The organism is Nocardia sp. alder85J (assembly GCF_020176955.2).
Taxonomy (GTDB): domain Bacteria; phylum Actinomycetota; class Actinomycetes; order Mycobacteriales; family Mycobacteriaceae; genus Nocardia.
Map to the genome: position 1 here is coordinate 950,652 of NZ_JAIUCZ020000002.1, position 26,850 is coordinate 977,501.

27 protein-coding genes are annotated in these 26,850 nt (G+C 70.7%); 19 read left to right on the top strand and 8 right to left on the bottom strand.

Annotated features, from left to right (window positions below; translation table 11 throughout):
- Nucleotides 1-8: 8 nt before the first annotated feature.
- From LBW94_RS10435 to LBW94_RS10455, 5 genes are all read left to right on the top strand, one after another.
- Entirely contained in the window at nucleotides 9-1,046 is a 1,038-nt protein-coding gene (locus LBW94_RS10435) for a TIGR03842 family LLM class F420-dependent oxidoreductase (protein ID WP_225053479.1), read from the top strand.
- Nucleotides 1,047-1,362: 316 nt separating this feature from the next.
- Nucleotides 1,363-2,316, top strand: coding sequence for an ABC transporter permease (locus tag LBW94_RS10440; RefSeq protein WP_225053481.1), 954 nt, complete (start codon nucleotides 1,363-1,365; stop codon nucleotides 2,314-2,316).
- Nucleotides 2,317-2,342: 26 nt separating this feature from the next.
- A complete protein-coding gene (locus LBW94_RS10445; RefSeq protein WP_225053482.1) occupies nucleotides 2,343-3,227 on the top strand; it encodes an ABC transporter ATP-binding protein in 885 nt (294 codons plus the stop codon).
- Entirely contained in the window at nucleotides 3,224-3,985 is a 762-nt protein-coding gene (locus LBW94_RS10450) for an ABC transporter permease (protein WP_225053484.1), read from the top strand. The genes LBW94_RS10445 and LBW94_RS10450 overlap by 4 nt, the downstream gene beginning before the upstream one ends.
- Nucleotides 3,982-5,124: an ABC transporter substrate-binding protein gene (locus tag LBW94_RS10455; RefSeq protein WP_225053486.1), complete on the top strand. Its 1,143-nt coding sequence runs from the start codon at nucleotides 3,982-3,984 to the stop codon at nucleotides 5,122-5,124. The genes LBW94_RS10450 and LBW94_RS10455 overlap by 4 nt, the downstream gene beginning before the upstream one ends.
- A gap of 70 nt (nucleotides 5,125-5,194) precedes the next feature.
- Here the strand turns inward: LBW94_RS10455 and LBW94_RS10460 are convergent, their stop codons facing one another.
- Together LBW94_RS10460 and LBW94_RS10465 are read right to left on the bottom strand one after the other, a co-directional pair.
- Complete coding sequence (locus tag LBW94_RS10460) at nucleotides 5,195-5,722, bottom strand: NUDIX hydrolase (protein ID WP_225053488.1); 528 nt, start codon at nucleotides 5,720-5,722, stop codon at nucleotides 5,195-5,197.
- Nucleotides 5,719-6,438, bottom strand: coding sequence for a GntR family transcriptional regulator (locus LBW94_RS10465; RefSeq protein WP_225053489.1), 720 nt, complete (start codon nucleotides 6,436-6,438; stop codon nucleotides 5,719-5,721). The genes LBW94_RS10460 and LBW94_RS10465 overlap by 4 nt, the downstream gene beginning before the upstream one ends.
- Before the next feature lie 649 nt (nucleotides 6,439-7,087).
- On the opposite strand from LBW94_RS10465, the gene LBW94_RS10470 reads away from it, so the two are divergent.
- The 6 genes from LBW94_RS10470 (at nucleotide 7,088) to LBW94_RS10495 (ending at nucleotide 13,000) form a co-directional block, all read left to right on the top strand.
- Nucleotides 7,088-8,347, top strand: a complete 1,260-nt coding sequence (locus LBW94_RS10470; protein ID WP_225053491.1) for an MFS transporter — start codon at nucleotides 7,088-7,090, stop codon at nucleotides 8,345-8,347.
- A gap of 28 nt (nucleotides 8,348-8,375) precedes the next feature.
- Nucleotides 8,376-9,125: a LamB/YcsF family protein gene (locus tag LBW94_RS10475; RefSeq protein WP_225053493.1), complete on the top strand. Its 750-nt coding sequence runs from the start codon at nucleotides 8,376-8,378 to the stop codon at nucleotides 9,123-9,125.
- The gene (locus LBW94_RS10480; protein WP_225053495.1) at nucleotides 9,122-9,751 is read left to right on the top strand and encodes a 5-oxoprolinase subunit B family protein; all 630 of its coding nucleotides are present in this window, start codon (nucleotides 9,122-9,124) and stop codon (nucleotides 9,749-9,751) included. The genes LBW94_RS10475 and LBW94_RS10480 overlap by 4 nt, the downstream gene beginning before the upstream one ends.
- 109 nt (nucleotides 9,752-9,860) lie before the next feature.
- Nucleotides 9,861-10,763, top strand: coding sequence for a biotin-dependent carboxyltransferase family protein (locus LBW94_RS10485; RefSeq protein ID WP_225053497.1), 903 nt, complete (start codon nucleotides 9,861-9,863; stop codon nucleotides 10,761-10,763).
- Between the two features lie 46 nt (nucleotides 10,764-10,809).
- The gene (locus tag LBW94_RS10490) at nucleotides 10,810-11,187 is read left to right on the top strand and encodes a nitroreductase family deazaflavin-dependent oxidoreductase (protein ID WP_225053499.1); all 378 of its coding nucleotides are present in this window, start codon (nucleotides 10,810-10,812) and stop codon (nucleotides 11,185-11,187) included.
- 280 nt (nucleotides 11,188-11,467) lie between these two features.
- The gene (locus LBW94_RS10495) at nucleotides 11,468-13,000 is read left to right on the top strand and encodes a glycosyltransferase family 39 protein (RefSeq protein WP_225053501.1); all 1,533 of its coding nucleotides are present in this window, start codon (nucleotides 11,468-11,470) and stop codon (nucleotides 12,998-13,000) included.
- A gap of 35 nt (nucleotides 13,001-13,035) precedes the next feature.
- Here LBW94_RS10495 and LBW94_RS10500 read toward each other — a convergent pair whose 3' ends face one another.
- Complete coding sequence (locus tag LBW94_RS10500) at nucleotides 13,036-13,932, bottom strand: LysR family transcriptional regulator (protein ID WP_225053502.1); 897 nt, start codon at nucleotides 13,930-13,932, stop codon at nucleotides 13,036-13,038.
- A 156-nt stretch (nucleotides 13,933-14,088) separates the two neighbouring features.
- On the opposite strand from LBW94_RS10500, the gene LBW94_RS10505 reads away from it, so the two are divergent.
- Entirely contained in the window at nucleotides 14,089-14,739 is a 651-nt protein-coding gene (locus LBW94_RS10505; RefSeq protein ID WP_225053504.1) for a dienelactone hydrolase family protein, read from the top strand.
- A gap of 466 nt (nucleotides 14,740-15,205) precedes the next feature.
- Complete coding sequence (locus LBW94_RS10510; protein ID WP_225053506.1) at nucleotides 15,206-16,852, top strand: hypothetical protein; 1,647 nt, start codon at nucleotides 15,206-15,208, stop codon at nucleotides 16,850-16,852.
- Between the two features lie 64 nt (nucleotides 16,853-16,916).
- Here LBW94_RS10510 and LBW94_RS10515 read toward each other — a convergent pair whose 3' ends face one another.
- Complete coding sequence (locus tag LBW94_RS10515; protein WP_225053507.1) at nucleotides 16,917-17,099, bottom strand: hypothetical protein; 183 nt, start codon at nucleotides 17,097-17,099, stop codon at nucleotides 16,917-16,919.
- Between the two features lie 58 nt (nucleotides 17,100-17,157).
- On the opposite strand from LBW94_RS10515, the gene LBW94_RS10520 reads away from it, so the two are divergent.
- The 4 genes from LBW94_RS10520 (at nucleotide 17,158) to LBW94_RS10535 (ending at nucleotide 20,184) form a co-directional block, all read left to right on the top strand.
- Nucleotides 17,158-17,592 carry a MerR family transcriptional regulator gene (locus LBW94_RS10520; RefSeq protein WP_225053509.1) on the top strand — a complete coding sequence of 145 codons (435 nt, stop codon included), beginning with the start codon at nucleotides 17,158-17,160 and terminating at the stop codon, nucleotides 17,590-17,592.
- 229 nt (nucleotides 17,593-17,821) lie between these two features.
- A complete protein-coding gene (locus LBW94_RS10525) occupies nucleotides 17,822-19,369 on the top strand; it encodes a class I adenylate-forming enzyme family protein (RefSeq protein ID WP_225053510.1) in 1,548 nt (515 codons plus the stop codon).
- Nucleotides 19,370-19,390: 21 nt separating this feature from the next.
- Nucleotides 19,391-19,759 carry an arsenate reductase family protein gene (locus LBW94_RS10530; RefSeq protein WP_225053512.1) on the top strand — a complete coding sequence of 123 codons (369 nt, stop codon included), beginning with the start codon at nucleotides 19,391-19,393 and terminating at the stop codon, nucleotides 19,757-19,759.
- A gap of 68 nt (nucleotides 19,760-19,827) precedes the next feature.
- Complete coding sequence (locus LBW94_RS10535) at nucleotides 19,828-20,184, top strand: nuclear transport factor 2 family protein (protein ID WP_225053514.1); 357 nt, start codon at nucleotides 19,828-19,830, stop codon at nucleotides 20,182-20,184.
- A gap of 13 nt (nucleotides 20,185-20,197) precedes the next feature.
- Here LBW94_RS10535 and LBW94_RS10540 read toward each other — a convergent pair whose 3' ends face one another.
- Nucleotides 20,198-20,539 (bottom strand): DUF4873 domain-containing protein, encoded by a 342-nt coding sequence (locus LBW94_RS10540; protein WP_225053516.1) that lies wholly within the window; start codon nucleotides 20,537-20,539, stop codon nucleotides 20,198-20,200.
- A complete protein-coding gene (locus LBW94_RS10545; protein ID WP_225053518.1) occupies nucleotides 20,536-21,441 on the bottom strand; it encodes an AurF N-oxygenase family protein in 906 nt (301 codons plus the stop codon). The genes LBW94_RS10540 and LBW94_RS10545 overlap by 4 nt, the downstream gene beginning before the upstream one ends.
- A gap of 91 nt (nucleotides 21,442-21,532) precedes the next feature.
- Here LBW94_RS10545 and LBW94_RS10550 point away from each other — a divergent pair, with 91 nt between their 5' ends.
- The gene (locus LBW94_RS10550) at nucleotides 21,533-22,246 is read left to right on the top strand and encodes a TetR/AcrR family transcriptional regulator (RefSeq protein ID WP_225053519.1); all 714 of its coding nucleotides are present in this window, start codon (nucleotides 21,533-21,535) and stop codon (nucleotides 22,244-22,246) included.
- Nucleotides 22,247-22,718: 472 nt separating this feature from the next.
- Here the strand turns inward: LBW94_RS10550 and LBW94_RS10555 are convergent, their stop codons facing one another.
- Complete coding sequence (locus tag LBW94_RS10555; RefSeq protein ID WP_225053521.1) at nucleotides 22,719-23,480, bottom strand: TIGR03943 family putative permease subunit; 762 nt, start codon at nucleotides 23,478-23,480, stop codon at nucleotides 22,719-22,721.
- A complete protein-coding gene (locus LBW94_RS10560; protein WP_225053523.1) occupies nucleotides 23,477-24,511 on the bottom strand; it encodes a permease in 1,035 nt (344 codons plus the stop codon). Before LBW94_RS10560 ends, LBW94_RS10555 begins: the two co-directional genes overlap by 4 nt.
- Before the next feature lie 831 nt (nucleotides 24,512-25,342).
- On the opposite strand from LBW94_RS10560, the gene dop reads away from it, so the two are divergent.
- Nucleotides 25,343-26,842, top strand: a complete 1,500-nt coding sequence (gene dop / locus LBW94_RS10565; RefSeq protein WP_225053525.1) for a depupylase/deamidase Dop — start codon at nucleotides 25,343-25,345, stop codon at nucleotides 26,840-26,842.
- The last annotated feature ends 8 nt before the right edge of the window (nucleotides 26,843-26,850 follow it).

Genomic DNA, 26,850 nt, shown 5'->3' on the forward strand with positions numbered 1-26,850 from the left:
GGCGCCCCATGGACATCGGGGTGGTGTTGCAGTGCACGCCGCCGTCGTCGCGGGTGGTCGAGCTCGCGAGAGTGGCGGAGACACACGGCTTCTCGCACGTGTGGACATTCGACTCGCATCTGCTGTGGCAGGAGCCGTACGTCATCTACAGCCGGATCCTCGACGTCACCCGCAAGGTGATGGTCGGGCCGATGGTGACCAATCCGGCGACGCGGGACTGGACGGTCACCGCGTCGACGTTCGCCACCCTCAACGAGATGTACGGCAATCGCACCATCTGCGGTATCGGCCGCGGCGATTCGGCGGTCCGCACCCTCGGCGGGCGGCCGGCGAACCTGGCGACGCTGCGCGAATCCATCGAGGTGATCCGGGAACTGGGCAACGGCCGCAGCGCCCGGGTCGGCGACACCACCATCCGGTTCCCGTGGGCCGCGGACTCCCGGCTCGAGGTGTGGGCGGCCGGATACGGCCCGCGCGCACTGGATCTCACCGGTGAGGTCGCCGACGGCTTCATCCTGCAACTGGCCGATCCGGACATCACCGCGTGGACGATCGCCCGGGTGCGGGCCGCCGCCGAACGCGCCGGTCGCGACCCGGCGGCGGTGTCGATCTGCGTGGCGGCCCCCGCCTACGTGACCGACGGTTCGGTCGCCGCGCTGAAACACGCCCGGGAACAGTGCCGCTGGTTCGGCGGCATGGTCGGCAACCACGTCGCCGACATCGTCGCGAAATACGGCGCCGACAGCGATGTTCCGGCCGCGCTCACCGAATACATCGCGGGCCGTACCGGTTACGACTACAACCAGCACGGCCGGGCCGGCAACACCCACGCCGACTTCGTGCCCGATGCCATCGTGGACCGGTTCTGCCTGCTCGGCGCCCCCGACGACCACCTGGCCCGGCTGCGCGAACTGGAAGCCCTCGGCGTCGACCAGTTCGCCGTCTACCTCCAGCACGACGCCAAGACCGCCACCCTGGAGGCCTACGGCGAACAGATCCTGCCCCGCCTGCCCGCGCCGGTCACCGCCACCGAGAGCGCGTCATGAGCGGGGACGAGGGGTTCGGCCGTCGGCTGCTGCGGGGCGCGGGGCACGACACTCGAGCGATGATGCCGATGGGTGCGGGCGGCCCCACCGGAACTGGGGTCCGCGGCCGCGGGCATTTCGCCGAACCCGTGGTCTGCTCGTATCGCGAATCGCCGCCGGGGTGGTCGCAGTCCGAGTCCGGTCGATCTGCGCGTCGCGGGCAGCACGGCGCGACGGCGGTGGTCCAGCGCGTCGCGAGCCGGGTGCCGGGGCGGTCCCGAGCAGATCGGGCGGCGCTGGGGCGCGTGGGCGGGCGCCGATCCGGTGTGGCGGCGGTATGCGGTATCGGGGGCGCGCGGTGACCGTGGTGGACGATGTCGTCGATATCGTTGTGGCGCAGCAGGAATCGGCCGGTGAGCGGAGTCGCGGCGGGCGGCGGGTCGCGCGGTGGCTGTATCCGGTGGCCGCGTTGGTGCTGGTGGCGGTGGTCTGGGAACTGATCAAGAATCTCGTGCCCGCGCAGGGGGTGAGCATCGGCGGGCAGCGGGTGCTGCCGCGGACCACCGACGGGGCGTTGCCGCACGTGTGGGCGGTGCTGACCGTGCTGGGGGAGCGGGACGGGCATCGGACCGTCGGTGCGACACTGCTGCACACCGCCGGTTTCACCTTCGGGCTGGCACTGCTCGCGCTGGTGCTGGGCACCGTGGTCGGGGTGGCGCTGGCGGTGGTGATGCAGCGGTTCGCCTGGGTGGAGCGCGGGCTGCTGCCGTATGTCGTGGTGTCGCAGACGGTTCCATTGATCGCGCTGGCGCCGCTGGTCGCGGGCTGGGGCGGGCGGATCGCGATCGGCGGGCAGCCGTGGCAGCCCTGGATGAGCATCGTGGTGATCGCCGCCTACCTGGTGTTCTTCCCGGTCGCCATCGGCACGCTGCGCGGGTTGCAGTCGCCGTCGCAGGCGTCGGTGGAACTGCTGCACAGTTTCGCGGCGGGCTGGTGGGCGACGCTGCTGCGGCTGCGGCTGCCCGCGGCGGTGCCGTATCTGCTGCCCGCGCTGCGGCTGGCGGCCGCGGCCTCCGTGATCGGCGCGGTGGTCGCGGAGATCTCCACCGGTACCGCGGGCGGTATCGGCCGGCAGATCATCGTCTTCTCCCAGCAGTCCACCGGTAACGCCGCCCGGCTGTACGCGGCGGTGCTGGCCGCCGCGTTGCTGGGGGTGCTGCTGACCGGGCTGGTCTCGCTCGCCGAACTTGCCCTGCGCCGCTACAGCCGCCCGGCCGGTGCCGCCCGGTGAAGTCGCTCGTCACGGAAAGTGCTGTCATGGAAGTGAATACGGACCCGGCCGGGGTCGCGGCCGTCGAGCTCAGCGGCGTGGGGAAGGTGTACCCCGCCGGTGCGGTGACGGCGTTGCGCGACATCACCCTGACCGTGGCGGCGGGCGAATTCGTCTCGCTGATCGGGCCGTCCGGCTGCGGCAAGTCCACGCTGCTGCGGATCGTCGCCGACCTGGAGCAGCCGACCTCGGGAACCGTTGCGGTGCACGGCAAGTCGCCGCATCGAGCGCGACTGGACCAGGATTACGGCATCGCCTTCCAGCAGGCCGGGCTGCTGGACTGGCGGACGGTGCAGGAGAACGTCGAACTGCCGCTGGAGCTGCACAAGGTACCCAAGCGCGAACGGCGTTCCCGCAGTGCGGAATTGCTGGAGATGACCGGGCTGGCCGACTTCGCCCGCCGGTTTCCGGGTGAACTGTCCGGCGGTATGCAACAGCGCGTGGCGATCGCCCGCGCGCTGGCCCGCAGACCACCGCTGCTGCTGATGGACGAGCCCTTCGGCGCCCTGGACGAGATGACCCGGGAACGTATGCAGGGCGAACTGCTGCGGATCACCGGGGAGACCGGCGCGGCCGTCGTTTTCGTGACCCACTCGATCCCGGAGGCGGTGTTCCTGTCCGACCGCGTGGTGGTGATGTCGCCGCGGCCGGGCCGGATCACCGCGATCATCGACACCGGCAGTCCGGGCCGCACGGCCGCCGCCGATGTCGACATCCGCGCCGACGAAACGTTCTTCGAGGCCGTCGCGGCGGTCCGCGAAGCGCTGCACCGCGGGCACGACCCGGCGGCGGAGCCGGTGCCGACTGCCCCGGCGGCGCAGGCCGTCCCGTCCTCCGTGCGAAACACCGCGTCGGGCAGGGATGTTCGATGAAGGTCTGGGTCCCGCCGATCGTGGTGGGTGTGGTGGCGCTGGCGTTGTGGCAGCTGCTGACGGTGGCCGCCGGGTTGCCGTCGTTCCTGCTGCCCGCCCCCAGCGCCATCGCCGCGGCGATCGGCGACAACGGGCACAGTATCGTCGAGGCCGCGCTCGCGACCGGCGGTAACGCGCTGGTCGGGCTGGTGGCGGGGGCGGTGCTCGGCATCGTCGCGGCGGCGCTGGCGGTGCGGTTCGCGCCGGTGGACGGGCTGCTGGGCCCGCTGTCGGCCGCGGCGGCCGCGGTGCCGATCGTGGCGCTCGCGCCGCTGCTGAACTCGATGTATTCCACCACCACCGATCTGCCGCGGCGGCTGGTCGCGACCATCGTGGTGTTCTTCCCCGTCTACGTGAGCACGCTGAAGGGGCTGCGGCAGGTGCCGCGGGTGCACGCCGACCTGATGACCGCCTACGCGGCCACCGGCTGGCAGATCACCCGGACCGTGCGGCTGCCGGCGGCGCTGCCGCACCTGTTCACGGGACTGCGGATCGCCGCGCCCGGGGCGGTCATCGCCGCCCTCATCGCCGAGTACTTCGGCGGCCTGCAGCACGGCCTGGGCAGCCGGATCACCTCGGCGGCGGCGAATACCGCGTACCCACGGGCGTGGGCCTACGTGACCGCGGCCATGGTACTCGGCCTGGTGTTCCTGGCCGCCGTGCTGCTCCTCGAACGACTGACCCGTCGGCCCCGCATCACCGGATGGAGAACGAAATGAAAACCCGCACACGCACTCTGGGCGCCTGTCTGGCTGCGGCGGCGATAGGCCTGGCTACGCTGACCGGCTGTAGTACCACCAGCAGCACGAACGCGTCCTCGCAGACCGGTCTCACCAAGGTCAAACTGCAACTCCAGTGGTTCAAACAGGGCCAGTTCGCGGGCTATCTGGCGGCCGTCGACCAGGGCTTCTACAAGGAGCAGGGCCTGGACGTGCAGATCCTGGAGGGCGGCACCGACATCGTGCCGCAGACCGTCCTGGCGCAGGGCCAGGCCGATTACGCGATCGCGTGGGTGCCGAAGGCGCTGGCCTCGCGGGAGGCCGGGGCCGGGATCACCGACGTGGCGCAGATCTACCAGCGCTCGGGCACCAAACAGGTGGCGTTCAAGACCGCGAACATCCACAACGTCTCCGACCTGAAGGGCAAGAAGGTCGGAAACTGGGGCTACGGCAACGAATTCGAGCTGTTCGCCGGGATGACCAAGGCTGGTCTGGATCCGGCCAAGGACGTCACGCTGGTGCAGCAGCAGTTCGACATGAACGCCTTCCTCGCGCACGATATCGATGCGGCCCAGGCGATGTCGTACAACGAGTACGCGCAGCTGCTGGAGGTGAAGAATCCGGCCACCGGAAAGCTCTACACCGCCGACGATTTCACCACCATCGACTGGAACGACCAGGGCGTGGCGATGTTGCAGGACGCGATCTGGGCCAACACCGGGAAGCTGAAGGACAGCAAGTACCAGGACCAGACGGTCAAGTTCATCGCCGCCTCGCTGAAGGGCTGGGCGTTCTGCCGGGACCACGTCGACAAGTGCCGTGACATCACCGTCGCCGCCGGCTCCACCCTCGGCGCCAGCCACCAGCAGTGGCAGATCAACGAGGTGAACAAGCTGATCTGGCCGTCGCCGGAGGGCGTGGGCACGATCGACAAGGCCGCCTGGGACCGCACCGTCGCGATCGCGGAGAAGACGAAGAACCAGGAAGGTCACACGGTGCTGACCAAGGCGCCCGATGCCGACGCCTACACCAACGACTACGTGACCAAGGCGCTCACCCTGCTGAAGAGTGAGAACGTGGACGTCACCGGCGCCGGTTTCCAGGCGCAGCCGGTGACGCTGACCGAGGGCGGCAAGTAGGTCCGCAGGGGTCCGGGGCGGGCGGTCGGCGGTGCGGACCGCCCGCCCCGGGACGATCCGGGTCGTGGGTTCAGTGCGCCGCGCGGAGCATCTCGGGGATGAGCACCCGGGTGTCGGGGACGAACGGCCACTTCGGATCCGCCAGATGTGCCAGCAGTTCCGCGTCGGTCCACCACCAGCCGTCGGCGACCTCTTCCGGTTGATGCCGGAAGGGGCCGTCGTGGCGTACCTCGTAGGCGAACACGTGGCAGCGCATGGGCCGGCCCGCCCAGCGGCCGTCCCAGGCGACGTGGCCCAGCGGCGCCGGCGGCTCGTCGCCGGGCCCGAGCGTGACGCCCAGTTCCTCCGACAGTTCCCGGACCGCGGCCTCGGCCGGGTCCTCCTCGGGGCCGAGCACCCCGCCGGCGAGGCAGTCGTGCATGCCCGCGAACACGGCCTTGGTCTCGGTGCGGCGATGCACGTAGATCCGCTCGCCGTCGCGCGAGCGCACGAGTACCCCGGCGCTGGCGTGCCACAGCCCCCGCTCGTAGACGGTGGCGCGCTCGGCGGCCCCGGTGCGCCGCCCCGCGGCGTCGTAGACCGCGATCACCTCGCTCATCGGTCGCCCCGCGCCACGATCTCGGCATAGGCCGCCTGGATCTGCGCCTCGGCGTCGCGCAGATAGGCGTCGAGCAGTTCCGCCGCGGCGGCGGATTCGCCGCGCGCGAGCGTGTCGAACACCTCGTGATTGCGTTCCAGGTACGGCTGGTGGAACGCGTGCGCGTCGGCGACGACGTGGAAGATCAGCCGTAATTCGTTCCACACGTTGGCCATCAGCGAATCCAGCAGTCGGCTGTCGTTGAGTGCGGTGATGGCACGGTGGAAGTCGACGTCCGCGGTGCCGACGCCGGTCCAGTCCGCCCGCGCGGCACAGTCGTCGGCCCGCCGCAGCGCCGCCGCGACCGCCGCGGTGTCCGTACCGCTGCGCGAATATTCGCGCAGCGCAGTACATTCCACGACGCGGCGGCATTTGTACACCTCCGCGATGTCCGCCGCCGAGGGCAGGCGCACGAACACGCCGCGATTCATCTCGTGCTCGACCAGCCGCTCCTCGATCAGGGTGCGGAACGCCTCGCGCAGGGTGTTGCGTGAAACCCCCAGGGCCGCACAGATATCCGGCTCCGAGAGCCGGTCCCGCGGCCGGAAGGTGCCGTCCAGGATGCCGTCGCGGACGATGTCGGCCACCCGGGCGGCCCGGCTGGCCCGGTCGAGCCGGTCGCGGTGGGCGGCCAGTGCCGCGTAGCTCTCGGTCGCCGCGCCGGACGACGTCGTCATCGCAGTCTCCTGTTCCTCGCCGATCGCTCGCCGATCGGACAGCTCCGCATCGAGGCTACCCGGAAATCGAAAGTTAACGGAACAATCCTGTCGTGGTATTGCTGGATCGTTGAACGATCCTTACGCTGAGACGGGTACCACATCTTGGTTACCGATAGCCGGAGGGCTCATCATGACCGAAACCTCGAAAGCCACGGATCAATCGCCCACGACGACCACGTCGAATCCCGTTCAGGCGCTGGGGAGCGCCATCACCCGCCGGATCATGGCGGCGCATCGTGCCGAGCCCGGTCCCGACGGGACCGGTTCCGCTGCGCCCCTTCCTCTTTCGCCCGCGCCCGGTGCCGCGTCCGATCAGGCCGGATTCCGTGCGCCCGCACCGGATTCTCCCTCCGCCTCCGAGTCCGATCGGATCGCCCGCCCCGTGTTCGGATCCGATCGGGCCGCCCGCTCCGTGCCCGGGTCCGATCGGGCCGCTCGCTCCGACTCCGACCTCGACCGGGCCGCTGGCTCTGCCTCCGAATTCGGTCGGGCTACCCCCTCCGCCTCCGGACCGGATCGGGCCGTTCCCTCTGCCTCCGGATCCGATGGGATCGGCCGCCCCGCAACCGGATCCGGCGCAGCCGCTCGCGCCCGGTCCACTGCGCCCGTGCCTGCCCGGGCAAGTGCGCACCGGGTGCCGTTCGAATGGTTCCGCAGCCTGCCCCCGGTCGGCCGGCGCGCCTTCGCGGGTGCGTTCGGCGGATACGGCCTGGATTCCTACGACTTCCAGGTGCTACCGCTGGCGCTGGGTGCGATCGCCTCCTATTTCGCGATCGGCACCGGGCAATCCGGCCTGCTCACCACCGTCACCCTGGTGGTCTCGGCGGTCGGCGGCGCGCTGGCGGGCGTCCTCGCCGATCGGTTCGGCCGGGCCCGCCTGCTGTGGTGGACCATCGGCCTGTACGCGCTGTTCACGGTGTTGTCCGGCTGTGCGTGGAACTTCCCGTCGCTGCTGGTGTTCCGCGCGCTCCAGGGGCTGGGTTTCGGTGGTGAATGGGCCACCGGCGCCATCCTGCTGGCCGAATACGCGAAGCCGGAGTTCCGGGGCCGCGCGGTGTCCTATGTGCAGAGCGCGTGGGCGGTCGGCTGGGGTCTGGCGGTGATCGTCTACACCGTGATCTTCCAGCTCTTCTCTCCCGACATCGCCTGGCGGGTGCTGTTCTTCACCGGTGCGTTACCGGCCCTGATGATCTGGTGGGTGCGGCGCAACGTCACCGACGCCCCCATCGCGAAGGCCGTGCGACGGCATTCGGTCGAGCGCGGCCGCTTCACCGGCATCGTGACCACGCCGCTGCTGCGCACCACCGTGTTCGCGTCGCTGCTGGCCACCGGTGTGCAGGGCGGGTACTACACGCTGGCCACCTGGCTGCCGACCTATCTGAAGAAGAGCCGCCACCTGAGTGTGGTCGGCACCGGCGGGTACCTGTTCTTCCTGATCGCGGGGGCGTTCCTGGGATATGTCACCGGCGGGGTGCTCACCGACCGATTCGGTCGCAAACGCAACATCCAGGTGTTCGCCGGGCTGTCGATCCTGTTCATGATCGCGTACACCCAATTGCCCGCCGGCGCCGATCACACCCTCGTGCTGGTGCTGGGCTTCCCGCTCGGATTCTCCGCCTCGGCGATCTTCTCGGGATTCGGGTCGTACCTGTCGGAGCTGTACCCCACCCGCTACCGCGGCACCGGGCAGGGCTTCACCTACAACGTCGGCCGGGCCGTCGGCGCGGTGTTCCCGACCGTGGTCGGATACCTGGCCTCGACCGCACTGGGGCTGGCGGGTGCCATGCTGTTCGGAGCGGTCGGATACGCGGTCGCGGTGCTGGCCCTGTTCGGCCTGCCCGAGACGCGCGGGCGCGAACTGGAATGACGCGAGACGGCGTGGAAAGGCGGCAACGGTGATGATCGATCTGAACAGTGACCTCGGTGAGGGCTTCGGCGCCTGGTCGATGGGCGACGACACCGCCCTGCTGGACATCGTCACCAGTGCCAACATCGCCTGTGGATTCCACGCCGGTGATCCGTCGATCATGCGGCGGACCTGCGCGGCGGCCGCCGAGCGAGGGGTGCGCATCGGTGCGCACCTCTCCTACCGGGACCTCGCCGGATTCGGCCGCCGCGCGATCGCGGTGCCGCCGCGGGAACTGGCCGACGAATGCCTGTACCAGATCGGCGCGCTGGACGCCTGCGCACGGGCGGCCGGGGATCGCGTCCGCTACGTGAAACCGCATGGGGCGCTGTATCATACGGCGTCCGCCGACCCGGAGATCGCGGCCGCGGTGGTGTCGGCGCTCACCGCCTTCGGGGTCCCGGCGTTGCTCGGCCCGCCCGGCTCGGCCCTCGAACGCGCCGCCGCCGACGCCGGAATCGTCTTCCACGCCGAGGGTTTCGCCGACCGCGGCTACACCCCGGCCGGGGAACTGGTGGCGCGCGGCACTCCGGGGGCGATCCTCGACCCGGAAGCGGCTGTCGGGCAAGCCCTCTCGATCGCCGTCGACGGCACCGCCCGGGACGCGACGGGCGCCGCGGTGCCCGTCGCCGTCCGCAGTCTCTGCGTGCACGGCGATTCACCGGGGGCGGTGTCGATGGCCCGGTCCATCCGGGACGCCCTGACCGCCGAGGGTGTCGAACTGCGGGCGTTCGCGTGACGGAACTGCGGATCCGGCCGGCCGGCGATCGGGCGCTGCTGCTCGAACCGCCGGACCGGGACGCCCTCGCGGGCCTGGTCGACCGGTTGCGGGCGCAACCGGTCGACGGCGTCGCCGACATCCTGCCCGCCGCGCGCACGGTCCTGGTGACGCTGCTGCCCGGCGCGACCCCGGCGGCGCTGGCGACCCGGCTGCGCGCGCTGGCGACCGGCGCGGCTCCCGCCGACGGCGTCGACGAGGCGCCCGCGATCGTGATTCCGGTGCACTACGACGGCTCGGACCTCTCCGATGCCGCACGGCTGCTGGACATTTCGGAATCGGAGCTGATCGCCCGGCACACCGGCCACGAATGGCGCTGTGCCTTCGTAGGTTTCGCACCCGGATTCGGCTATCTCGAAGCCCCCGAAGCGAATCTGCGCGTACCGCGCCGCACCCAGTCCCGCACCGCCGTGCCCGCCGGCTCGGTCGCCCTCGCCGGCGGCTACAGCGCCGTCTACCCCCGCCGTTCCCCCGGCGGCTGGCAGCTGATCGGCCGCACCGACACCGTGCTCTGGGACCTCGACCGCCCGGAACCGGCCCTGCTACGCCCCGGCAGCCGAATCCGATTCGCCGTGGCCGGTCGGTGATGCGCACGGCCACAATGCTTTCCGGACTCGCAACGACACGGTCGGGGTGGGGGTGGCCGGGGTCGGACAGGGTGGTGACAGGGTTCGCGGGGTGTCCGGTGGAGGTGTGGTGAGCGGTCGGTTGCGGGTGGTGGCCCCGGGGTTCTTCAGTACGGTCCAGGACCGGGGGCGGGCCGGGTGGTTCCATGCCGGGGTGGGGGTGTCCGGGGCGGCCGATCGGGCGTCGTTCGCGCTGGCGAATCGGCTGGTCGGGAACGACGAGTCCGCCGCCGCGATCGAATGTGTGCTCGGCGGGCTGTGTGTGGAGGTCTGCGAGCCCGCGGTGGTGGCGGTGACGGGCGCGCCGGTGCCGATCACCGTCGGCACGCGGGGCGAGGCGCTGGCCTCGGTGCTGTATCTGCGGCCGGGCCAGCGGGTGCGGCTCGGTACGGCGGCGGCCGGACTGCGGTGTTATCTGGCGGTGCGCGGCGGGGTCCAGGTGGCTGCGGTGCTGGGATCCCGCAGCCGGGACACCCTCGCCGGGATCGGGCCGGAGCCGTTGCGGGCGGGGGACGAGCTGCCGGTGGGCCCGGCGCCGCGGCGCTGGCCCGAGGTGTCGTTCGCCCCGGTTCCGGCGATGACCGCCGATCCGGTCACGGTCCGGGTGTGGCCGGGACCGCGCGACGACTGGTTCACCCGGCCCGGCGATCTATACGCCGGGACCTGGCGGGTGTCCACCGACATCGACCGGATCGGGGTGCGGCTGGACCGGGCCGACGGGCCGCCGCTGATCCGCCGCGACCAGGCCGAACTGCCCACCGAGGGCATGCCGTTGGGGGCCGTCCAGGTGCCGCCCTCGGGGCAGCCGGTGGTGTTCCTCGCCGACCATCCGATCACCGGCGGGTATCCGGTCGTCGGCACGGTCGTCGACGCGGACATCGACCGGCTCGCGCAGGTACGGCCCGGACAGCTGGTGCGATTCCGCTGTGACCGGCAACCGGGGCCCGTCGACCCGGTGGTGCGCGTACCGTGAGAGGCGCTGTGACCACCGAGGCTCGCGCCATCGAGAGGGGAAGCACATGCCGCTGCCACAGGGGCTGGCGAAGTTCAATCGACGGGTGACCAATCAGATCGCGGGACGGGTCGCCGGTCGGCTGCCCGGATTCGGGATCGTCGTGCACACCGGGCGCAAGTCCGGCCGGGTCTATCGGACCCCGGTGAACGTGTTCGAGCACGACGGCACCTACCGCATCGCACTCACCTACGGACCCGGATCGGATTGGGTGCGTAATGTGTTGTCCGCCGGGCGTTTCGAACTCGAGACCGCCGGGCACACGGTGACCCTCACCGATCCGTCCGTCGAGCACGACGCGGCGGCGAGCTGGGCGCCGATCGGCGTGCGGCAGGTCCTCGGCGTCGTATCCGCGCCGGACTACCTCGAGGCACACCAGGCTTGACCGACTCCGGGTAACCGACCGGGTCGGGCCGCGCACCGGGCCTGACATGGTCGGTCGTCCACCGGGCCTGATGGGTCGGGGTCGATCACGGCAATTCGAGCCGTGGAGTGGGGCGGTTCGCCGCGGGGTCGGTTCGGCACAGGCAGTGACCGGTGGTGCCGGGGGTGGGTTGGGCCGACCACTCCGATCACGCGACGCGCCCACTGAATGCGCTGGTCACGGCGTCGCAGCGGATAGATTCGGCACTGTCCGCTGATCCGATGTGCGCAGGAGTGTGCCGGTGACCGACGTGGTGGATCGTGCGCGCGAGACCGTATCCACCCCGCGTCCGCCGCTGGCGGTGAAGCCGGTCGCTCTCGTCGCGACACTGGCGGCGGCGGTGCTGCTGTTCTCCGCGTCGCGGTACGGGTACTTCGGCGACGAGTTGTACTTCCTGGCGGCCGGTCGGCGGCCGTCGTGGGGGTATGCCGATCAGGGGCCGGTGCTGCCGTTGCTGGCGCGGCTGATGGACACCCTCGCGCCCGGTTCGTATCTGGTGCTGCGACTACCGGCGGTGGCGCTCACCGTGGCGGCGATCGTGGTGTGCGCCATGCTGACTCGCGAATTCGGCGGGGGTGCGATGGCGCAGGCGCTGGCCGCGGCCGGTTATGCGACCTCTCCGTTCCTGCTGTTGCAGGGCGCGCTGCTGACCACCAACGCGGTGGACACGGTGTTGTGGGTGATCATCTCCTGGCTGGTGGCCCGGTGGGTGCGCACCCGTGATGATCGGCTGCTGGTGGTGGCCGCGGTGATCACCGCGATCGATATCCAGGTGAAATGGCTGGTTCCGTTCCTGTGGATCGCGCTGGCGGTGGCGGCGGTGCTGTGCGGCCCGCGCGGGCTGGTGCTGCGGCCGGCGCTGTGGGCGGGCGGGGCGCTGGCGGTGCTGCTGACGGTGCCGGAACTGCTGTGGCAGCACCATCGGGGCTGGCCGGAGATCCTGATGACCCAGCTGATCGGCGGGGAACAGGGTCTGCTCGGCGGCCGGTTGATGTTCGTGCCGATGACCCTGGAACTGGCCGGCTGGCTGGCCGGACCGCTGCTGATCTGCGGTCTGGTGGCCTTTCTGTTCCGGAAGCCGTTGCGGCCGTATCGTTTTCTCGGCGTGGCCTGGATCCTGCTGGAGCTGGTGTTCATGATCACCGGCGGCCGCATCTACTATTCGGCCGGACTGGACGCGGTCGCCATCGCCGCCGGCGCGGTCGCGGTGACGGCGGTGCTGGCCCTGGAGCCGACGGTGTGGCGGCGGCTGGTCTCGCTGTCGGTGGTGGGGCTCGGGGTCTGGGCCGCCGCGTATGTGCTGCGCTCCACGCCGTGGCTGCCCGCCGACCGGGTGCAGCCGCCGCGCAGCGATGCCGAGGCCGCCATCGCGATCAGCGTGTACGGCAAGTTCGGCTGGCCGGAGCTGGCCGCGGCGGTGGTCGACGCCTACCGGGAACTGCCCGAGGCCGAGCGGGCGGGCGCCGTGATCATCGCCGATACCTATTGGCAGGCAAGCGCTCTGGACCAGCTGGGACGCGACCGGCTGCCGCCGATCTACAGCCCGAGCCGGGGCTGGGGCTATTTCGGCGCCCCGCCGGACGATGCCACCGTCTACCTGATGGTGGGTGGCTACGAAGCGGTGCTGCGCAACCAGTTCCACGAGGTGGACCCGGTCGGCCGGGTCGACACCCGGCTCGGCTTCCCCGGCAACACCCAGCAGGTGACGCTGTGGCGCTGCACCGCACCGCGCCATTCGTGGGATGAGATGTGGCCGATCTGGATGCATCTGTGAGATTTGAATGATATTGGAGCGCACCGTGATTCGGATCAGCTCTCGAGTGCCGCGCGCAGGTGCTCCACGAAGGCCCGGGTGGCCGGGGTGAGGGGGTGTCGCGGGGTGATGATCGCGGCCGGGGGATGTGCGGGCGCGTCGGTGAGGAGACGAGTGGCGACGGCGGGGCCGGGGGAGGTGGTGGTGGAGGCGGCCATGAGGGCGATGCCGAGGCCGGCCGCCACGAAGGCGCGGACGGCGTCGGCGGTGTCGGTGACGAAGTCGATGCGCGGTGCGAAACCTGCCCGGGCCGCCGCCGCGTGCAGCAGGGTGTGCATGCCGCTGCCGGGTGGCAGGCAGACGAACAGGTCGTCGCGGGTGTCGGCGAGATCGATGCGGTCGGCGCCGGCCAGGGGGTGGTGCGGGGGGAGGGCCAGGACGAAGTGCTCCTCGGCCAGCCGCTCGACGTGGTGGTCGACGTCGATGCCCGGGTGTTCGGGGCCGATGACCAGATCCAGTGCGCCGGCGTCGAGGATCGCGACCAGCGGGTCCAGCAGGCCGGAGCGGTAGGTCAGGGTGACGCCGGGGTGGGCGCGGCGGAAGGTCGCCATGACGGCGACGAGGTCGATCGGGCCGAGCGCCGCGGTGGCGCCGATCCGGATGGCGCCGCGGACGACGGCGGACACCTCGTTCATCTCGGCGCGGACGGCATCGATCTGGTCCAGGATCTGCCGGGCCCGGATCCGGAGCAGCTCGCCCGCGTGTGTGAGGGTGGGTGGACGGGTGGTGCGGTCCAGCAGAACCACGCCCAATTCGGTTTCCAGCAGCTTGATCTGGGCCGAGATCGCCGGTTGGGCCACATGTAGTCGCTGGGCCGCCCGGGTGAAACCGCCCGCGCGGACGATGGTGTCGAAGTAGATCAGTTGGCGGAGCTCCACATCATAATCAAACACGATGGATTCGATCGGAACATGGTATTCGCCTTATGCTCCGGCGGGGGACATGCTCGCAGGTGCAACAAGGCAATCCAGATGGCCGCAACGACAGTGGGCATCCGAGCGGGAGGAGGACGGGTGGCGGCGTGGTGTGCGCTGCCGCCCGGTCGGCCGATGACAGACGAATACGAGAGTGAACAGGTGCGGATCGCGGTCGGCACGGGGGTCATGGGTGGATATCTGGCTCGTCCGAGCGCACCGGGCCGGTATCCGGGAGTGCTGCTGGCGCATCAGTTGTTCGGGGTGACCGCCGATATCCGGGGGTTCGCCGATCGGCTGGCGGGGCTCGGATATGTGGCGCTCGCGCCGGACTTCTATCACCGCAGCGCATCCGGGGTCGAACTGCCGACCACCGACGAGGGGCGCGAGCGGGGGTTCGCGTTGATGAAGGAGATGACCCGGGACGGGGTGCTCGCCGACATGCGTGCGGCGGCGGCCCATCTGGGCGGACGTGCCGAGGTGCGCACGGTGACGGGTGTGCTGGGAGTCAGTCTGGGCGGGCACCTGGCCTATCTGGCGGCCACCCGGCTCGCCGTCCCGGTGACGCTGGTGCTGTACGCGGGCTGGCTGACCGGTACCGAGATCCCGGTCAGCACACCGGAACCGACGCTCGACCTGACCGGCGGGATCACCGGGCGGGTGGTGTACGTGGTCGGGGAGCGGGACCATGTGGTGCCGGCGGCGGATCGGGACCGGATCGCCGATCGGCTCGCCGCGGCGGGGGTGTCGCACGAGGTGGTGGTGGTTCCGGGCGTTCCTCAGTGAAGGGACGCCGAGCTATTCGGCCGAGGCGGCCGGGCTGACGTGGTCGCTGATCGAGCGGGAGTTGGCGGCCGTGGTCCCGGCCTGAATCAGGGTACGACGAATCCGGATATCTGTCCCAGTCAGTGGGATTCGTGGTGTGAGCAGGGGATCCGCTGCGCCCGCAGGCGATTCCGTTGATCGGTTCCGGCAGAAGGTTCCGACCGCCCGGCAATGATTTTACCGGCCAAAGTCCGTGCACGCCAATCGCTTCCGTTTCGGTTGTGTGCACGACTCGGGGTATCGTTGAGGGGTTGTCGAAAACTGGATGTTCAGGGGAACGGTCATGCTGGTCATCAACGCCGGTAACCGGAGACCAGGCGCCGAGCGCAGGGTTACCGCATGGCTGGAAGCATTTCCAGGAGTGGGTCTCGTCGTTCCGGGTGTCCACATACCGGGACGGCGACGTTCCCGGCGCAGTGGTTCCGAGGTGGATCTGCTGGTCTTCACACCGCACGTGTGCGTGGTCATGGCCGTCGAGAGCATCCGATTCCGGGTGGCGGGGATACTGTCCTGTCCGGCGGACGGGCCGTGGACCCTGCCCGGGGTGACCGGTGATCCGATCCTGTTGCGCCGCAAGGGTGATTCGAACCCGCTGCAACCGACCACCGACAGCCGCGACGATCTGCGCGGGATGCTGGAGCAGAAGTTCGCCCGCGCGGGATCCGGCCTGCCGGTGGACGTCGTGGTGATGGTGGTGCCGCAGTACGGGTATCCCGTCGAACTGGTGACCACGTCCAGGCCGGTCGGTGGTGAGGTGTTGCTCGGCAACAACTCCGGCGCCCTCTACGACTGGCTGCGCGCGAACAGCCACGGCGAGTGGACCCCGTGGACGGCCGAACGGGTACTGGTCGTCCTCACCGCGCTGGAGATCACGGAGATCACCCGCGCCGACCTGATCGCCGTCGGATTCCCCGCCGCGGAGGCGGGCCGGACCGCACCCGCGCAGTGGCAGCCGCCCCGGCCGCCCGTGGTGTGGGCTCCCGTCGTACCGCCGCCGCGGTCCGCCACGCCGGTGGCGGACGCCGCCGGGGAATCGGCGGCGACCGGGCCGATCGCGGAGATTCCTGTCGGCGCGCCCGCGGATGCGCCGACGAGCAACGAGCCCGCTGCGGTTGCGCCGACCGGCAATTCGCCGGGTGACAGGGATTTCGCCGACCGGTCACCGGTCGCGCCTGTCGCGAACGATGCGATCGTGGATGCGGATCCGGCATCGGAGCCGCCGGGCGATCGGATCGGGAGCGAGCCGGAGGATTCCATTGGCGGCCACCTCGGGAACGCGGACGAGCCCGCCGGAGAACCGGTTTCGTCGCGCTCGCCCGCGCAGCCCGCGGCACCGGCGGAACCGGTCGTGTCCGCGCCGGTCGCGCAACCTCCCGCAGCGGCGGAACCGAAGGCGGATGTGCCGGCCGCGCAGTCTCCCGTGATGGCGGAACCAGCCCAACGGGCTGTACCGGCGGAACCGACCGTGCATACACCAGCGGCGCAGCCTGCGGCGGTGGCGGAACCGGCCGCGCGGACGCCGAGGGCCCAGCCGCGTCCGGTGGTGGATGTGCCTGGTACGCAGGAGGTTCCGGTGGTCCAGCCGGAGGCGGATGCGAATGTCGCGCCGGGCCTGCCTGTCTCGGACACCGGGTTCGCCGAGCGGTCTGCCGGCGCGGCTCGGGACGCGGATGCCCCGGCTCCGGACGGGACGGTTGCTGCCGGTCGGCCCGGTATTCCCGGCGCGAGAGTGGTTGTACCCGGCGCGATCCCCGCGCCGCGCCGGTTGCCCGGGGTGCCCCGCCGTCCGATGCCGTCCCGGAAGAGCCGGGACATCGGCGCCATGCTCCGCGCCGCGGCGGCCTTCGCGGTGCTGATCGCGGGGGTGTGGACGCTGGTGAGCACGCATCACGCACAGGCACATTCGGGTACGGCGAACGTGCCCGTGGTCGCGACCAGCATCGTGCCGGTGTTCCCGGTCGCGCAACTGCCGGGCGGGTCGCCGGTGGCGCCGCCGGTCGAGGTCCCGGCGCGCGAGATGTCGGTGTTCGATCCGCCCATCAAGCCCTGTTATCCGATGCAACCGGATTGCTGATCGGGTTCACCTCCGCGCCGGAACTGCCGGGACACCACGGCGGCGGAGAAGCCCGTGACGCGGGTCAGCGCGGGCCGCCGATCACCACGTCCAGCGCGTACACGGTCACCGCCTGTCCGGCGGTCCCAACCGACAGGTGCAGCGACGTGCCCACCTGCGGCAGCAACCCCGCGACCGGATACTCCGATGTCCCGACCACGAATACCCCTGCGCACAAGGCCGGCACGATCATTCGACTGTTGCTCATGCCCGGACGCTAAACTTTGACATCCGTGTCGGAGTCGAGTGCGGACGAGCGAGGTCACATGCGGATCGGAGAGTTGTCGCGTCGCACCGGCGTGCACGAGCGCCTGTTGCGCTACTACGAGCAGCAGGGGTTGCTGCGGCCGGTCCGCCGTGCCAGCGGGTACCGCGAATACGGTGAGAGCGAAATCGCGATCGTGCGGCGCATCCGCAGTCTGCTGGCAGCGGGGCTCAACACCGCCACCATCGCGACCGTGCTGCCCTGCCTGCGCGAGGACGAACAGCGGCTGGTGCCGACCTGCTCGGCCCTGATCGCGGACCTGAACCGCGAGCGTGAGCGGATCACCGCCGCCATCGCCGAACTCCAGAACTCACGCGAGATGCTCGACACGGTGATCGCCGCGGCCCCGGAGGAGGTGCTCGCGGGGGTGGTTCCGGATGTTCCCGTGGTGGCGGGAAGCGCCGCACGGCATTCGGGTCGCGGTAGCCGGGGATAGGGCGCGTCGTCCAGCACATCTCGGCGTGCCGGAGCCATCGGCGCACCACGTCGGCGCTACCGCGGTGGGCTGCCGCCTTCCCGTGCCAACCCGGACCGGCGGGTGCTCACGGGACTGTTCCCGGGCGAACTGCCCGGGGTCGCGGCAGGGGACCGGGAATGTGGCTGCGGTGGTGCGCGTATGAGAGTAAGCCTCTCGGTTTCAGAGAATGATCATCTATTCTGGGCGGATGTCGCCGACGACCCCGGAAATCCGCCCGACCATCGGTGCGCTGCTGGCTCGCAGTGTGCGTGAGTTCGGTGACCGGCACTATCTGATCTCCCCGGAGGAACGGCTCGACTACGCCGAGGCCGATCGGCGGTCGGCGCGGCTCGCGCGCTGGCTGCTGCACCGGGGGATCGGGAAGGGCGCGCGGGTGGGGCTGTACTTCCCGAACAGCGTCGAATGGGCCGTGTGGTGGCTGGCGGTGTCCCGGATCGGCGCGGTCGCGGTCCCGTTGAGCACCCTGTACGCGCCGGCCGAACTGGCGAAGGTGCTGCGGCTGGCCGATGTCGCGCTGCTGATCGCGCCGACTCGGGTGCTCGCCACCGACACCGCGGGGACGCTGGAGACGGCGCTGCCGGATCTGGCCGCCCAGCAGTCGCCGACGCTGCAACTGCCCGCCGCGCCCTATCTGCGCGGCATCGTGCTCACCGGCGACAGCGATCGGCCCTGGGCCACTTCGCCGGACGTGACCGACGGCGTGCCCGCGGAACTGCTCGCGGCGGTGGAGGCCGAGGTCAGCCCGGCCGATCCGGCGATCATGATCCACACCTCGGGATCCACGGCCGACCCGAAGGGGGTGCTGCACACACACGGCACGCTGGTTCGGCAGACCGCGACCTGGCCTGCCGCGATCCGCCATATCACCGGGGCCGAGACCGGGTCCCGCATCCTGTGCGCGATGCCGTTCTTCTGGATCGGCGGCGTGCTGGCCGCGATGGGCGCGCTGCACGAAGCGGTCACCCTGCTGGTGCTGCCGCGGCTGGAAGCCGGTGCCGCACTGGATCTCCTCGAACGCGAGCGGGGGCAGGGGGTGGTCGGCTGGCCCGCGTTCACCCAGCGCCTGCGCGCCCATCCGAGCTTCCCCGGCCGTGATCTCAGCAGTGCGCCCACGCTGTCCGGGCCGCTGGATCTCGCGATGATCGGGGTGCCCGACGGCTTTCCGGTGCACCGCAGCCTGACCGAGTCCGGCGGCAGTTTCGCGCACACCGAGGTCCGGATCGTCGACGCGGACGATCGGCCGGTGCCGGAGGGCACCGTCGGTGAACTGCACATCCGTGGCGTCGGCGTGATGGCCGGATACAACAAGCGGGAACGCCAGGAGGTCTTCGACGCCGACGGCTGGTACCGCACCGGCGACCGGGTCTACCGCAATCCGGGCGATCCGCGGCTGTTCTACGTCGGCCGCACCGGCGATCTGATCAAGGTCGCGGGGGCGAATGTGTCACCGCTGGAAGTGGAATCGGTGCTGGAGACCTTCGACGAGATCGCGCAGTGCGTGATCGTCGGACTCGAGCATCCGGCGCGCGGCGAGGAGGTGTGCGCCGTGGTGGTGCCGGCCACCGGCGAACTCGATCTCGAGGCGGTGGCGGCGCGGGCCCGCGACCAGTTGTCCGGTTACAAGGTGCCGTCCCGCTGGATCGTCACCACCGCCGAGCGGATTCCCACACTGCCCTCCGGCAAGCTGGACCGGCGCGGGCTGCGCGGGCTGGTCGTCGACGGCTCGCCGAAGTGACCGCGCGTTAGGGTACGAAACATGACTTCCGAGCGGATCGAGATCTGGCACAACCCGCGATGCTCCAAGAGCCGCACCGCCAAGGCGTTCCTCGACGACGCCGGCATCGACTACACCGAGCGCCGATACCTGGAGGATCCGCCGACCGCCGACGAACTGCGGGCGATGCTGGAGCGCCTGGGGCTGGAGCCGTGGGACATCACCCGCACCGGTGAGGGCGAGGCCGAGCAGCTCGGCCTGTCGGGCTGGGCGCGCACCGACGCCGAACGGGCGCGCTGGATCGAGGCGCTGGCCGCGCATCCCAAGCTGATCCAGCGGCCCATCGTCGCCACCGCCGACGGCCGGGCCGTGGTCGCCCGCGACGACGAGGCGTTGCGTTCGGTGCTGTAGCCCGGTCGGCGGATCCGGTTACCTCGCGGGTAATCGACTCCCGCGCGGAACTCGAAGATGCTTGTGCCATGAGCGAATACGAGACAATTGCCCGCCGGTACATCGACTCCTGGAACGAGCAGGACCCGGACAAGCGCCGGGCGCTGATCGACGAGTTGTACACCGCCGACGCCACCTACACCGACCCGCTGGCCGACGCCGCCGGCACCGCCGCGATCGACGGGGTGGTCGGCGGCGCCCAGCAGCAGTTCGCCGGTCTGCGCTTCGGCCTGGGCCCGGTCGACGGGCACCACGACCTGGCCCGCTTCACCTGGGAGCTCGGCGTGCCCGGCGCGGAACCCCTGGTCGTGGGCTTCGACGTGATCGTCCTCGACGAGGGCCGGATCGCCCGCGTGCACGGATTCCTGGACAAGGTGCCCGGCTGATCCAGCGCTCGGCTCAGGGCTGATCCGTTGTGCCGCTATCGTTTCCGGGTGCCGAAGTGAACGGCGGGGCGCCGACGCCGACGATGCGGAGGTGGCCCCACGGGTCGCGTTCCTGGATCCGGCCGGCGGCCGCGGAGCCGTCCGGCAGGATCAGCGTCACCTGGCCGCGGCCGGGGTCGGGAAGGTCGACACCGGCCGCGGCGGCGATGCGGCCGTACCAGTGGAAGCGGCCGTCGATCGGGTCGAGGTGCCCGGCGAGGGCCACCTGCACCGGCAGTTCCGCGCCTGGCACATCCAAGACCGCTGGGCCCGAATAGTCCGGCGCCGGAACGAGTTCCGCGGGTAGGTCGATCATCGCGGCAGCATTCCCGCGACGCGCCAGATCGCCTTGCCGACGGGACCGAACAACCCGTTGCGGTCCAGCACCGCGGCCAGGTCGGCGGCGCCCAGCGCGAGATTGGCCCGGAAATGCGGATTGCGCAACGCCGTTCGCCGCGCGGCGCGGCCGTCGTCCAGTCCGGCCCGGCGGTACATGTGGCGATTGGCCAGCAGCGAGGCGAACAGTGGCGCCGCCACCGCGACGCAGGCCTGGGTGAACAGCCGTTCTGCTGCCGACATCTCCTGGACCCGGCGGGTCAGCGCGTCGCGGGCGAAGCCGATGTGCCGCGCCTCCTCGGTGACGTGGATGCGCATCACCCGCGACACCAGCGGTTGCAGGTCCGGGTCGTCGAGGGTGCGGCGCTGCTGGGCGTCGAAGATCTCCTCACCGACCAGGGCCCCCACCCAGGTCATGGAGCCGCGCAACAGCTGCTCCAGAGCCGAGATGAGCAGTCGCGCAGGCGGTTTCGGCCAGTAGGGGCGGGCCTCGATGCGGTCGATCAGCTTGCCGAACATCATCATGTGCCGGCACTCGTCGCCCATCTCGGTGAGCGTGTAGTGCGACCACGCGCTGGTCGGGGTGTCGTTCATCAACTCCCGCAACAGAATCCGGTTCAGCAGATTCTCGAACCAGATGCCGGTGGACAGCAGGTTCGACAGCTCCTGCCGGGACAGTTCGCGGCGCTGCTCCGGTGTCATGGCCTCCCAGAGCGCGGTGCCGTACAGCGACACCACCTCCGGGGGCAGGAACATCTTCTCCGGATCCAGCGGCGCGTCCCAGTCGACATCGACCACGGGGTCGTAGGACTTCTTGACCGATCCGGTCAACAGGCGGTCCGCGAAACGATCGCGGGGCGCCAGCGCGGCTTCATTGCCCATGACGGCTCTCCAGTTAATGCTACAAGGTGTAACAGTCAGATTAGTGTGACGTCTTGTATCGGTCAATAGCGGTGCGGAGTATCGTTGCGGTGTGTCCGAGACCGGCGGGAAGACCCAGACGGCCGTCGATGGTCGATCCACTCGCTGGCAAGACCACAAGCGGCAACGCCGCGCCGAGGTGCTCGACGCCGCCCTCGCGGTCATCGCCGACAGCGGCGCGGAGATCTCGGTGCAGCAGATCGCCGACCACCTCGGACTGCCGCGCCCGGTGGTGTACCGCCACTTCGACGGCCGCGCCGACCTGGACGAACAGATCCGCCACCGCATCCAGGAATCCCTGCTGGCCGAGGTGATGCCGACACTGCGCACCGACGGCTCGGTGCGCGACGCCGTGCGCGGCGCGGTCGGCACCTACGTCGGCTGGGTGGAGCGGCACCGCAACCTGCACCGCTTCCTCACCGGCGATGCCGCCGACGGCGACGGCTCACACGGCCTCGGCGGCGCCCGCGACCGCATCGGCGGCCGTCTGGCCGACCTGTTCGCCGCCGCGCTGTCGGTCTACGACATCGATCCGCACCGCGCCCGCCCGATGGCCTTCGGCGTCATCGGCCTCGTCGACGGCGTGGTGAACAGCTGGCGCAGCGCCCCGGCCACCCTGACCTCCGAACAGGTCGTGGGCATGCTCACCGAATCCATCCTGGCCCTGTTCGAGGGCAACGCCCGCAGCCTCGGCGTCCCTCTCGGCCGCGACACCCCCGTCGCCGACCTGCTGACACCCCCGGCCGCCGTACCCCACCCGGCCTGACCGCTCCGGCGCCGCGTGGGCGCCTGTGCGGTGCGCCTGGCCTGCCAGGCATATCGGGTGCCTCAGGTGCATGCGCCGTGCACTCGACCTGGCGCGTGTACGTGCGTGTCGACTGCTCGTACGTGATACACGTGCCCGAACGCGGTGCACTTTGCCGGGACTTGTCCGCGATGTGCTCGGCCGGGCGCGCGCGAGGCGTTCGGCCGGACTCGTGCACGAGGCGCTCGGCCGGACTCGTGCGTGGTGCGGTCGGCTGGACCCGTGCGCGGTGCGGTCGGCCGGACTCGTGCGTGATGTGCTGGACCGGGCGCGTGGGCGATGTGCTGGACCGGGAGCATGCGTGAGGTGCTCGACCGGACTCGTGCGCGGTGCGGTCGGGCTGGACTCGTGCGCGATGTGCGCGACCGGCCCGCACGCGGTGTAAGTGCGTGTTCCGGCCGTATGGGCCGGTGGACGAAGTGGGGCGGGCCGATCAGCCGTAGACGCGGGCTGGTGTCGGCATGGTGTGCAGATCGGTGACGACGAGTGTCGGGGTCATCTGGGTATTCGGGACGGCCGAGTCGGGCTGGATCCGTCCGCGGACGGTCACCCAGGTGTCGTCGGTGGGTGGCGGGAACGTGCCGGCGAGGTGGATGCGCATGGTCTGGGCGTCGGCCACGCAGCATGTGATCACCAGGCGGGCCAGGTCGACGCCGGTACGGGTGCCGTCGGTGCGGGGTGCGCCGTCGGCGGCCGTGCGCACGATGAAGCCGATCACCGTCACGTCACGGCGGTCCAGTTCGCCGCTGGAGTCGTAGGAGGCGCGGTCGATCAGGTCGAACATCCCGACCGTGGGTGCCGGGCCCGCCGGCAGCGGTGGGAAGTCGTATTTGCCGTCGACGGTGTTGCCCGGCTTGCCCACACTGGCCTGCGCGGTACTGCCGGACTGCACCGAGCCGGCGCCCAGCGCGGGCGGCACCACGATCAGCAGCGCGGCGATCGGGGCCAGCAGCAACCAGTGCGGGCGCCCGGGGTGGTCGTGGCCGGGTTCGGGATCGTGACCGGGATCGGCGCGCGTCCGGCGCAGGTCGCGGCCCAGCGCCACGAGGGCGAGCAGCACCAGGATCGTGCCGCTGGCCAGCAGGAACGGGCCCAGTGCGGGCTTGACATAACGTAGGTAGGTGCCGTCGGCGGCGGTCTTCAGCACCGCGGTGCCGATGAGCAACAGGACGAAATTCTGCGCGATGCGGGTCATCGCACCCCTCCCAGGAAGATCACACCGGCCACGCTGCCGCAGACGGTGGCGACGACGAACGTCGCCGGGGCGAAGCGCAGCGCGAAGCGCCGCCCGAACGTCCCGGCCTGCATCGCGAACAACTTCACGTCGACCGCGGGGCCGACCACCAGGAACACCAGCCGCGGCAGCAACGGCAGGCTCGACATGCTCGACGCCACGAACGCGTCTGCCTCCGAACAGAGCGCCAGCACCACCGCCAGCGCGGCCAGCACCAGCACCGATGCCACCGGCTGCCCGGCGAGCGACCGGAACCATTCGGCCGGGACCAGGACGTGCAGTGCGGCAGCGGCCGCCGCGCCGATCACGAGAAATGCCGCGGCCTGGAGAAAATCGTGCCGCGCCGCCTCGGTGAAGACCACCCACCGCGATCGCCCCGGCACATGATGCTCGTGTCCATGCGGCCGTGCGGTGAACCATTCGGGCCGGCCGAATCGCGCCCACAACCACCCCATCACGAACGCGGTCGCCAGTGATCCGGCGAACCGGCCCGCCACCATGCCCGGCTGCCCCGGAAAGGCCACCGCCGTCGCCACCAGCACCACCGGATTCACCGCCGGGGCCGACAACAGGAAGGCGAACGCCGCCGCGCCGGGCGCCCCCTGATCCATCAGCCGCCGCGCCACCGGCACCACCCCGCATTCGCAGCCCGGCAACGCGATGCCCGCCGCCCCGGCCACCACCACGGCGGCGGACTCGTTGCGCGGCAACAACTTCCGCAACAGCTCGGGCGAGACGAAAGCCGCGATCGCCCCGCTGATCAGCACCCCGAGTACCAGGAACGGCACCGCTTGCACGAACACGCCGGTGAAGATGGTGACCGCCGTCTGCACCCGCGGCACGCCCGCCATCCACCGCGACACCATCGGCCCGCACACGAGCCCGAGCACCAGCAGTCCGGCGAGCACCGATGCCGACGACCCGTGCCACCGTGAAGCCCTGCCGCCCGACCGTTCCGTCGGCACCCCGGCGCCGGTCGAAGCCTCGGACATCCGGCGGCCGGGCCTTGCTGCCGGCAACTCCGTGTCGAACCGGGCCACCGGTAGCTCGCTGCCGACCCGGGCCGCGGCCGGGTCGCGGTCGGGCCGAGCCGCGGGCGGTCCGGTGCCGGACAAGGCCGCACACGACTGGGTGTCGGATCGGGCCGTGGGCGGTCCGGTGCCCGACCGGGTCGCGGACGGTTCGGCGCCGGATCGAGTGGCGGGTAGTTCGGTGTCGAGCCCGGCCGGGGGCGGTCCGGTGCCGGACCGAGCCTTCGGCGACTCGAGGTCGGATCGGGGCGCCGATGGTCTCGCGTCGGGCCGAAGTGCCGATGATTCCGTGTGGGCGATCGGTGCCGGTGGCCTGTTACCGGCCGCTGCCGACCGGGTGTCGAGCTCCGAAGTCGAGGACTCGGGCTCGAATACCGGCAACCTCTCCGGAATCGGATCGGCGGGTACCACCGGGCCGGGGCCGGACTGTGGAAACGACATGACGCCTACCCCAATCTGTGCGACAGCGAACACTTTTCGGTAGTCGGCGACTCCCGGGGTGCAGCGGGGAGTGGACGACTCGGTGGACGGTCTGCGGAATCGAATGCGATGCACGGTGAGCGAACGGAACGGCGAGGACGGTGACGACGCTGACTATGACGCTGACTATGGTGACGACTTCGGCGGCCAGGCGAGCCACCGGCACTGCGCTCGCCGGGAAGCGAACGCCGCCGACGGTACGGGTCCGGTCCGACAAACATAGCCGAAACCGCATGGGTGGCGTTGTCCTCGTACCGGCGAACCGCGCGGGGGTATCTGCGAGTTTCGCCGGTCGTCGCCTAGTCTCGACATATGCAGCGCATCATCGGAATCGAGGTCGAGTACGGCATCTCGACGCCCTCCGAGCCGTCGGCCAACCCGATTCTCACGTCCACCCAGGCCGTGCTGGCCTATGCGGCGGCCGAGGGCGTGCCGCGGGCCAAGCGCACGCGCTGGGACTACGAGGTCGAGTCGCCGCTGCGGGACGCGCGCGGATTCGATCTCGGCCGGCTCAACGGCCCGGCGCCGGTGATCGACGCCGACGAGGTCGGCGCGGCCAACATGATCCTCACCAACGGCGCTCGCCTCTACGTCGACCACGCGCACCCGGAGTACTCCGCGCCCGAGGTCACCGATCCGCTGGACGCGGTGATCTGGGACAAGGCCGGTGAACGCGTCATGGAGGCCGCCGCCCGCTACGCCTCGAGTGTGCCCGGCGCGCCCCGGATGCAGCTGTACAAGAACAACGTCGACGGCAAGGGTGCCTCGTACGGCACCCACGAGAACTACCTGATGAGCCGGGAGACGCCGTTCAACCAGATCATCGTGGGGCTCACCCCGTTCTTCGTGTCCCGCCAGGTGGTCTGCGGCTCCGGCCGGGTCGGCATGGGGCAGTCCGGTGACCAGGCCGGTTTCCAGCTGTCGCAGCGCGCCGACTACATCGAGGTCGAGGTCGGCCTGGAGACCACCCTCAAGCGCGGCATCATCAACACCCGCGACGAGCCGCACGCCGACGCCGACAAGTACCGCCGCCTGCACGTGATCATCGGCGATGCCAACCTGGCCGAGTGGTCCACCTATCTGAAGGTCGGCACCAGCGCCCTGGTGCTGGATCTGATCGAGGCCGGCGAGGATCTCTCGGATCTGCAACTGGCCCGCCCGGTCACGGCCGTGCACCAGATCAGCCACGATCCGACGCTGCGCGCGGTGGTAGCCCTGTCCGATGGCCGCGAACTGACCGCCCTTGCGCTGCAACGCATCTACCTGGACCGGGCCGCGAAGTTCCACTCCCGCCAGGGCACCGACGACGCCCGCGTCATCGACGTCCTGGAGAAGTGGGCGCACGTCCTGGACCTGCTCGAGCGCGATCCGCTGGAATGCGCCGACCTGCTGGACTGGCCCGCGAAACTGCGTCTGCTGGAAGGCATGCGCAACCGCGAGGGCCTCGGCTGGGCCGCCCCCAAACTGCACATGGTCGACCTGCAGTACTCGGACGTCCGCCTCGACAAGGGCCTCTACAACCGCCTGGTGGCGCGCGGCTCGATGCAACGTCTGGTCACCGAGCAGCAGGTGGTCGACGCGATGACCAACCCGCCCACCGACACCCGGGCCTACTTCCGCGGCGAGTGCCTGCGCCGCTTCGGCGCCGACATCGCGGCCGCCAGCTGGGATTCGGTGATCTTCGACCTGGGTGGCGACTCCCTGGTCCGCATCCCCACCCTGGAGCCGCGCCGGGGTACGAAATCGCATGTCGGAAAGCTGCTCGACGGCGTGGACACCGCAGCGGAACTGGTGGAACAGCTGACCCACTGAGCTCGCGC

Coding starts and splice junctions, on each gene's coding strand:
- LBW94_RS10460 (WP_225053488.1), bottom strand. CDS start 5,722: ATGAGCGAGGTGATCGCGGTCTACGACGCCGCGGGGCGGCGCACCGGG.
- LBW94_RS10520 (WP_225053509.1), top strand. CDS start 17,158: ATGCGGATCGGAGAGTTGTCGCGTCGCACCGGCGTGCACGAGCGCCTG.
- LBW94_RS10545 (WP_225053518.1), bottom strand. CDS start 21,441: ATGGGCAATGAAGCCGCGCTGGCGCCCCGCGATCGTTTCGCGGACCGC.
- LBW94_RS10505 (WP_225053504.1), top strand. CDS start 14,089: ATGACAGACGAATACGAGAGTGAACAGGTGCGGATCGCGGTCGGCACG.
- LBW94_RS10435 (WP_225053479.1), top strand. CDS start 9: ATGGACATCGGGGTGGTGTTGCAGTGCACGCCGCCGTCGTCGCGGGTG.
- LBW94_RS10555 (WP_225053521.1), bottom strand. CDS start 23,480: ATGACCCGCATCGCGCAGAATTTCGTCCTGTTGCTCATCGGCACCGCG.
- LBW94_RS10455 (WP_225053486.1), top strand. CDS start 3,982: ATGAAAACCCGCACACGCACTCTGGGCGCCTGTCTGGCTGCGGCGGCG.
- LBW94_RS10465 (WP_225053489.1), bottom strand. CDS start 6,438: ATGACGACGTCGTCCGGCGCGGCGACCGAGAGCTACGCGGCACTGGCC.
- LBW94_RS10525 (WP_225053510.1), top strand. CDS start 17,822: ATGTCGCCGACGACCCCGGAAATCCGCCCGACCATCGGTGCGCTGCTG.
- LBW94_RS10530 (WP_225053512.1), top strand. CDS start 19,391: ATGACTTCCGAGCGGATCGAGATCTGGCACAACCCGCGATGCTCCAAG.
- LBW94_RS10450 (WP_225053484.1), top strand. CDS start 3,224: ATGAAGGTCTGGGTCCCGCCGATCGTGGTGGGTGTGGTGGCGCTGGCG.
- LBW94_RS10440 (WP_225053481.1), top strand. CDS start 1,363: ATGCGGTATCGGGGGCGCGCGGTGACCGTGGTGGACGATGTCGTCGAT.
- LBW94_RS10515 (WP_225053507.1), bottom strand. CDS start 17,099: ATGAGCAACAGTCGAATGATCGTGCCGGCCTTGTGCGCAGGGGTATTC.
- LBW94_RS10445 (WP_225053482.1), top strand. CDS start 2,343: ATGGAAGTGAATACGGACCCGGCCGGGGTCGCGGCCGTCGAGCTCAGC.
- LBW94_RS10540 (WP_225053516.1), bottom strand. CDS start 20,539: ATGATCGACCTACCCGCGGAACTCGTTCCGGCGCCGGACTATTCGGGC.
- LBW94_RS10535 (WP_225053514.1), top strand. CDS start 19,828: ATGAGCGAATACGAGACAATTGCCCGCCGGTACATCGACTCCTGGAAC.
- dop (WP_225053525.1), top strand. CDS start 25,343: ATGCAGCGCATCATCGGAATCGAGGTCGAGTACGGCATCTCGACGCCC.
- LBW94_RS10560 (WP_225053523.1), bottom strand. CDS start 24,511: ATGTCCGAGGCTTCGACCGGCGCCGGGGTGCCGACGGAACGGTCGGGC.
- LBW94_RS10490 (WP_225053499.1), top strand. CDS start 10,810: ATGCCGCTGCCACAGGGGCTGGCGAAGTTCAATCGACGGGTGACCAAT.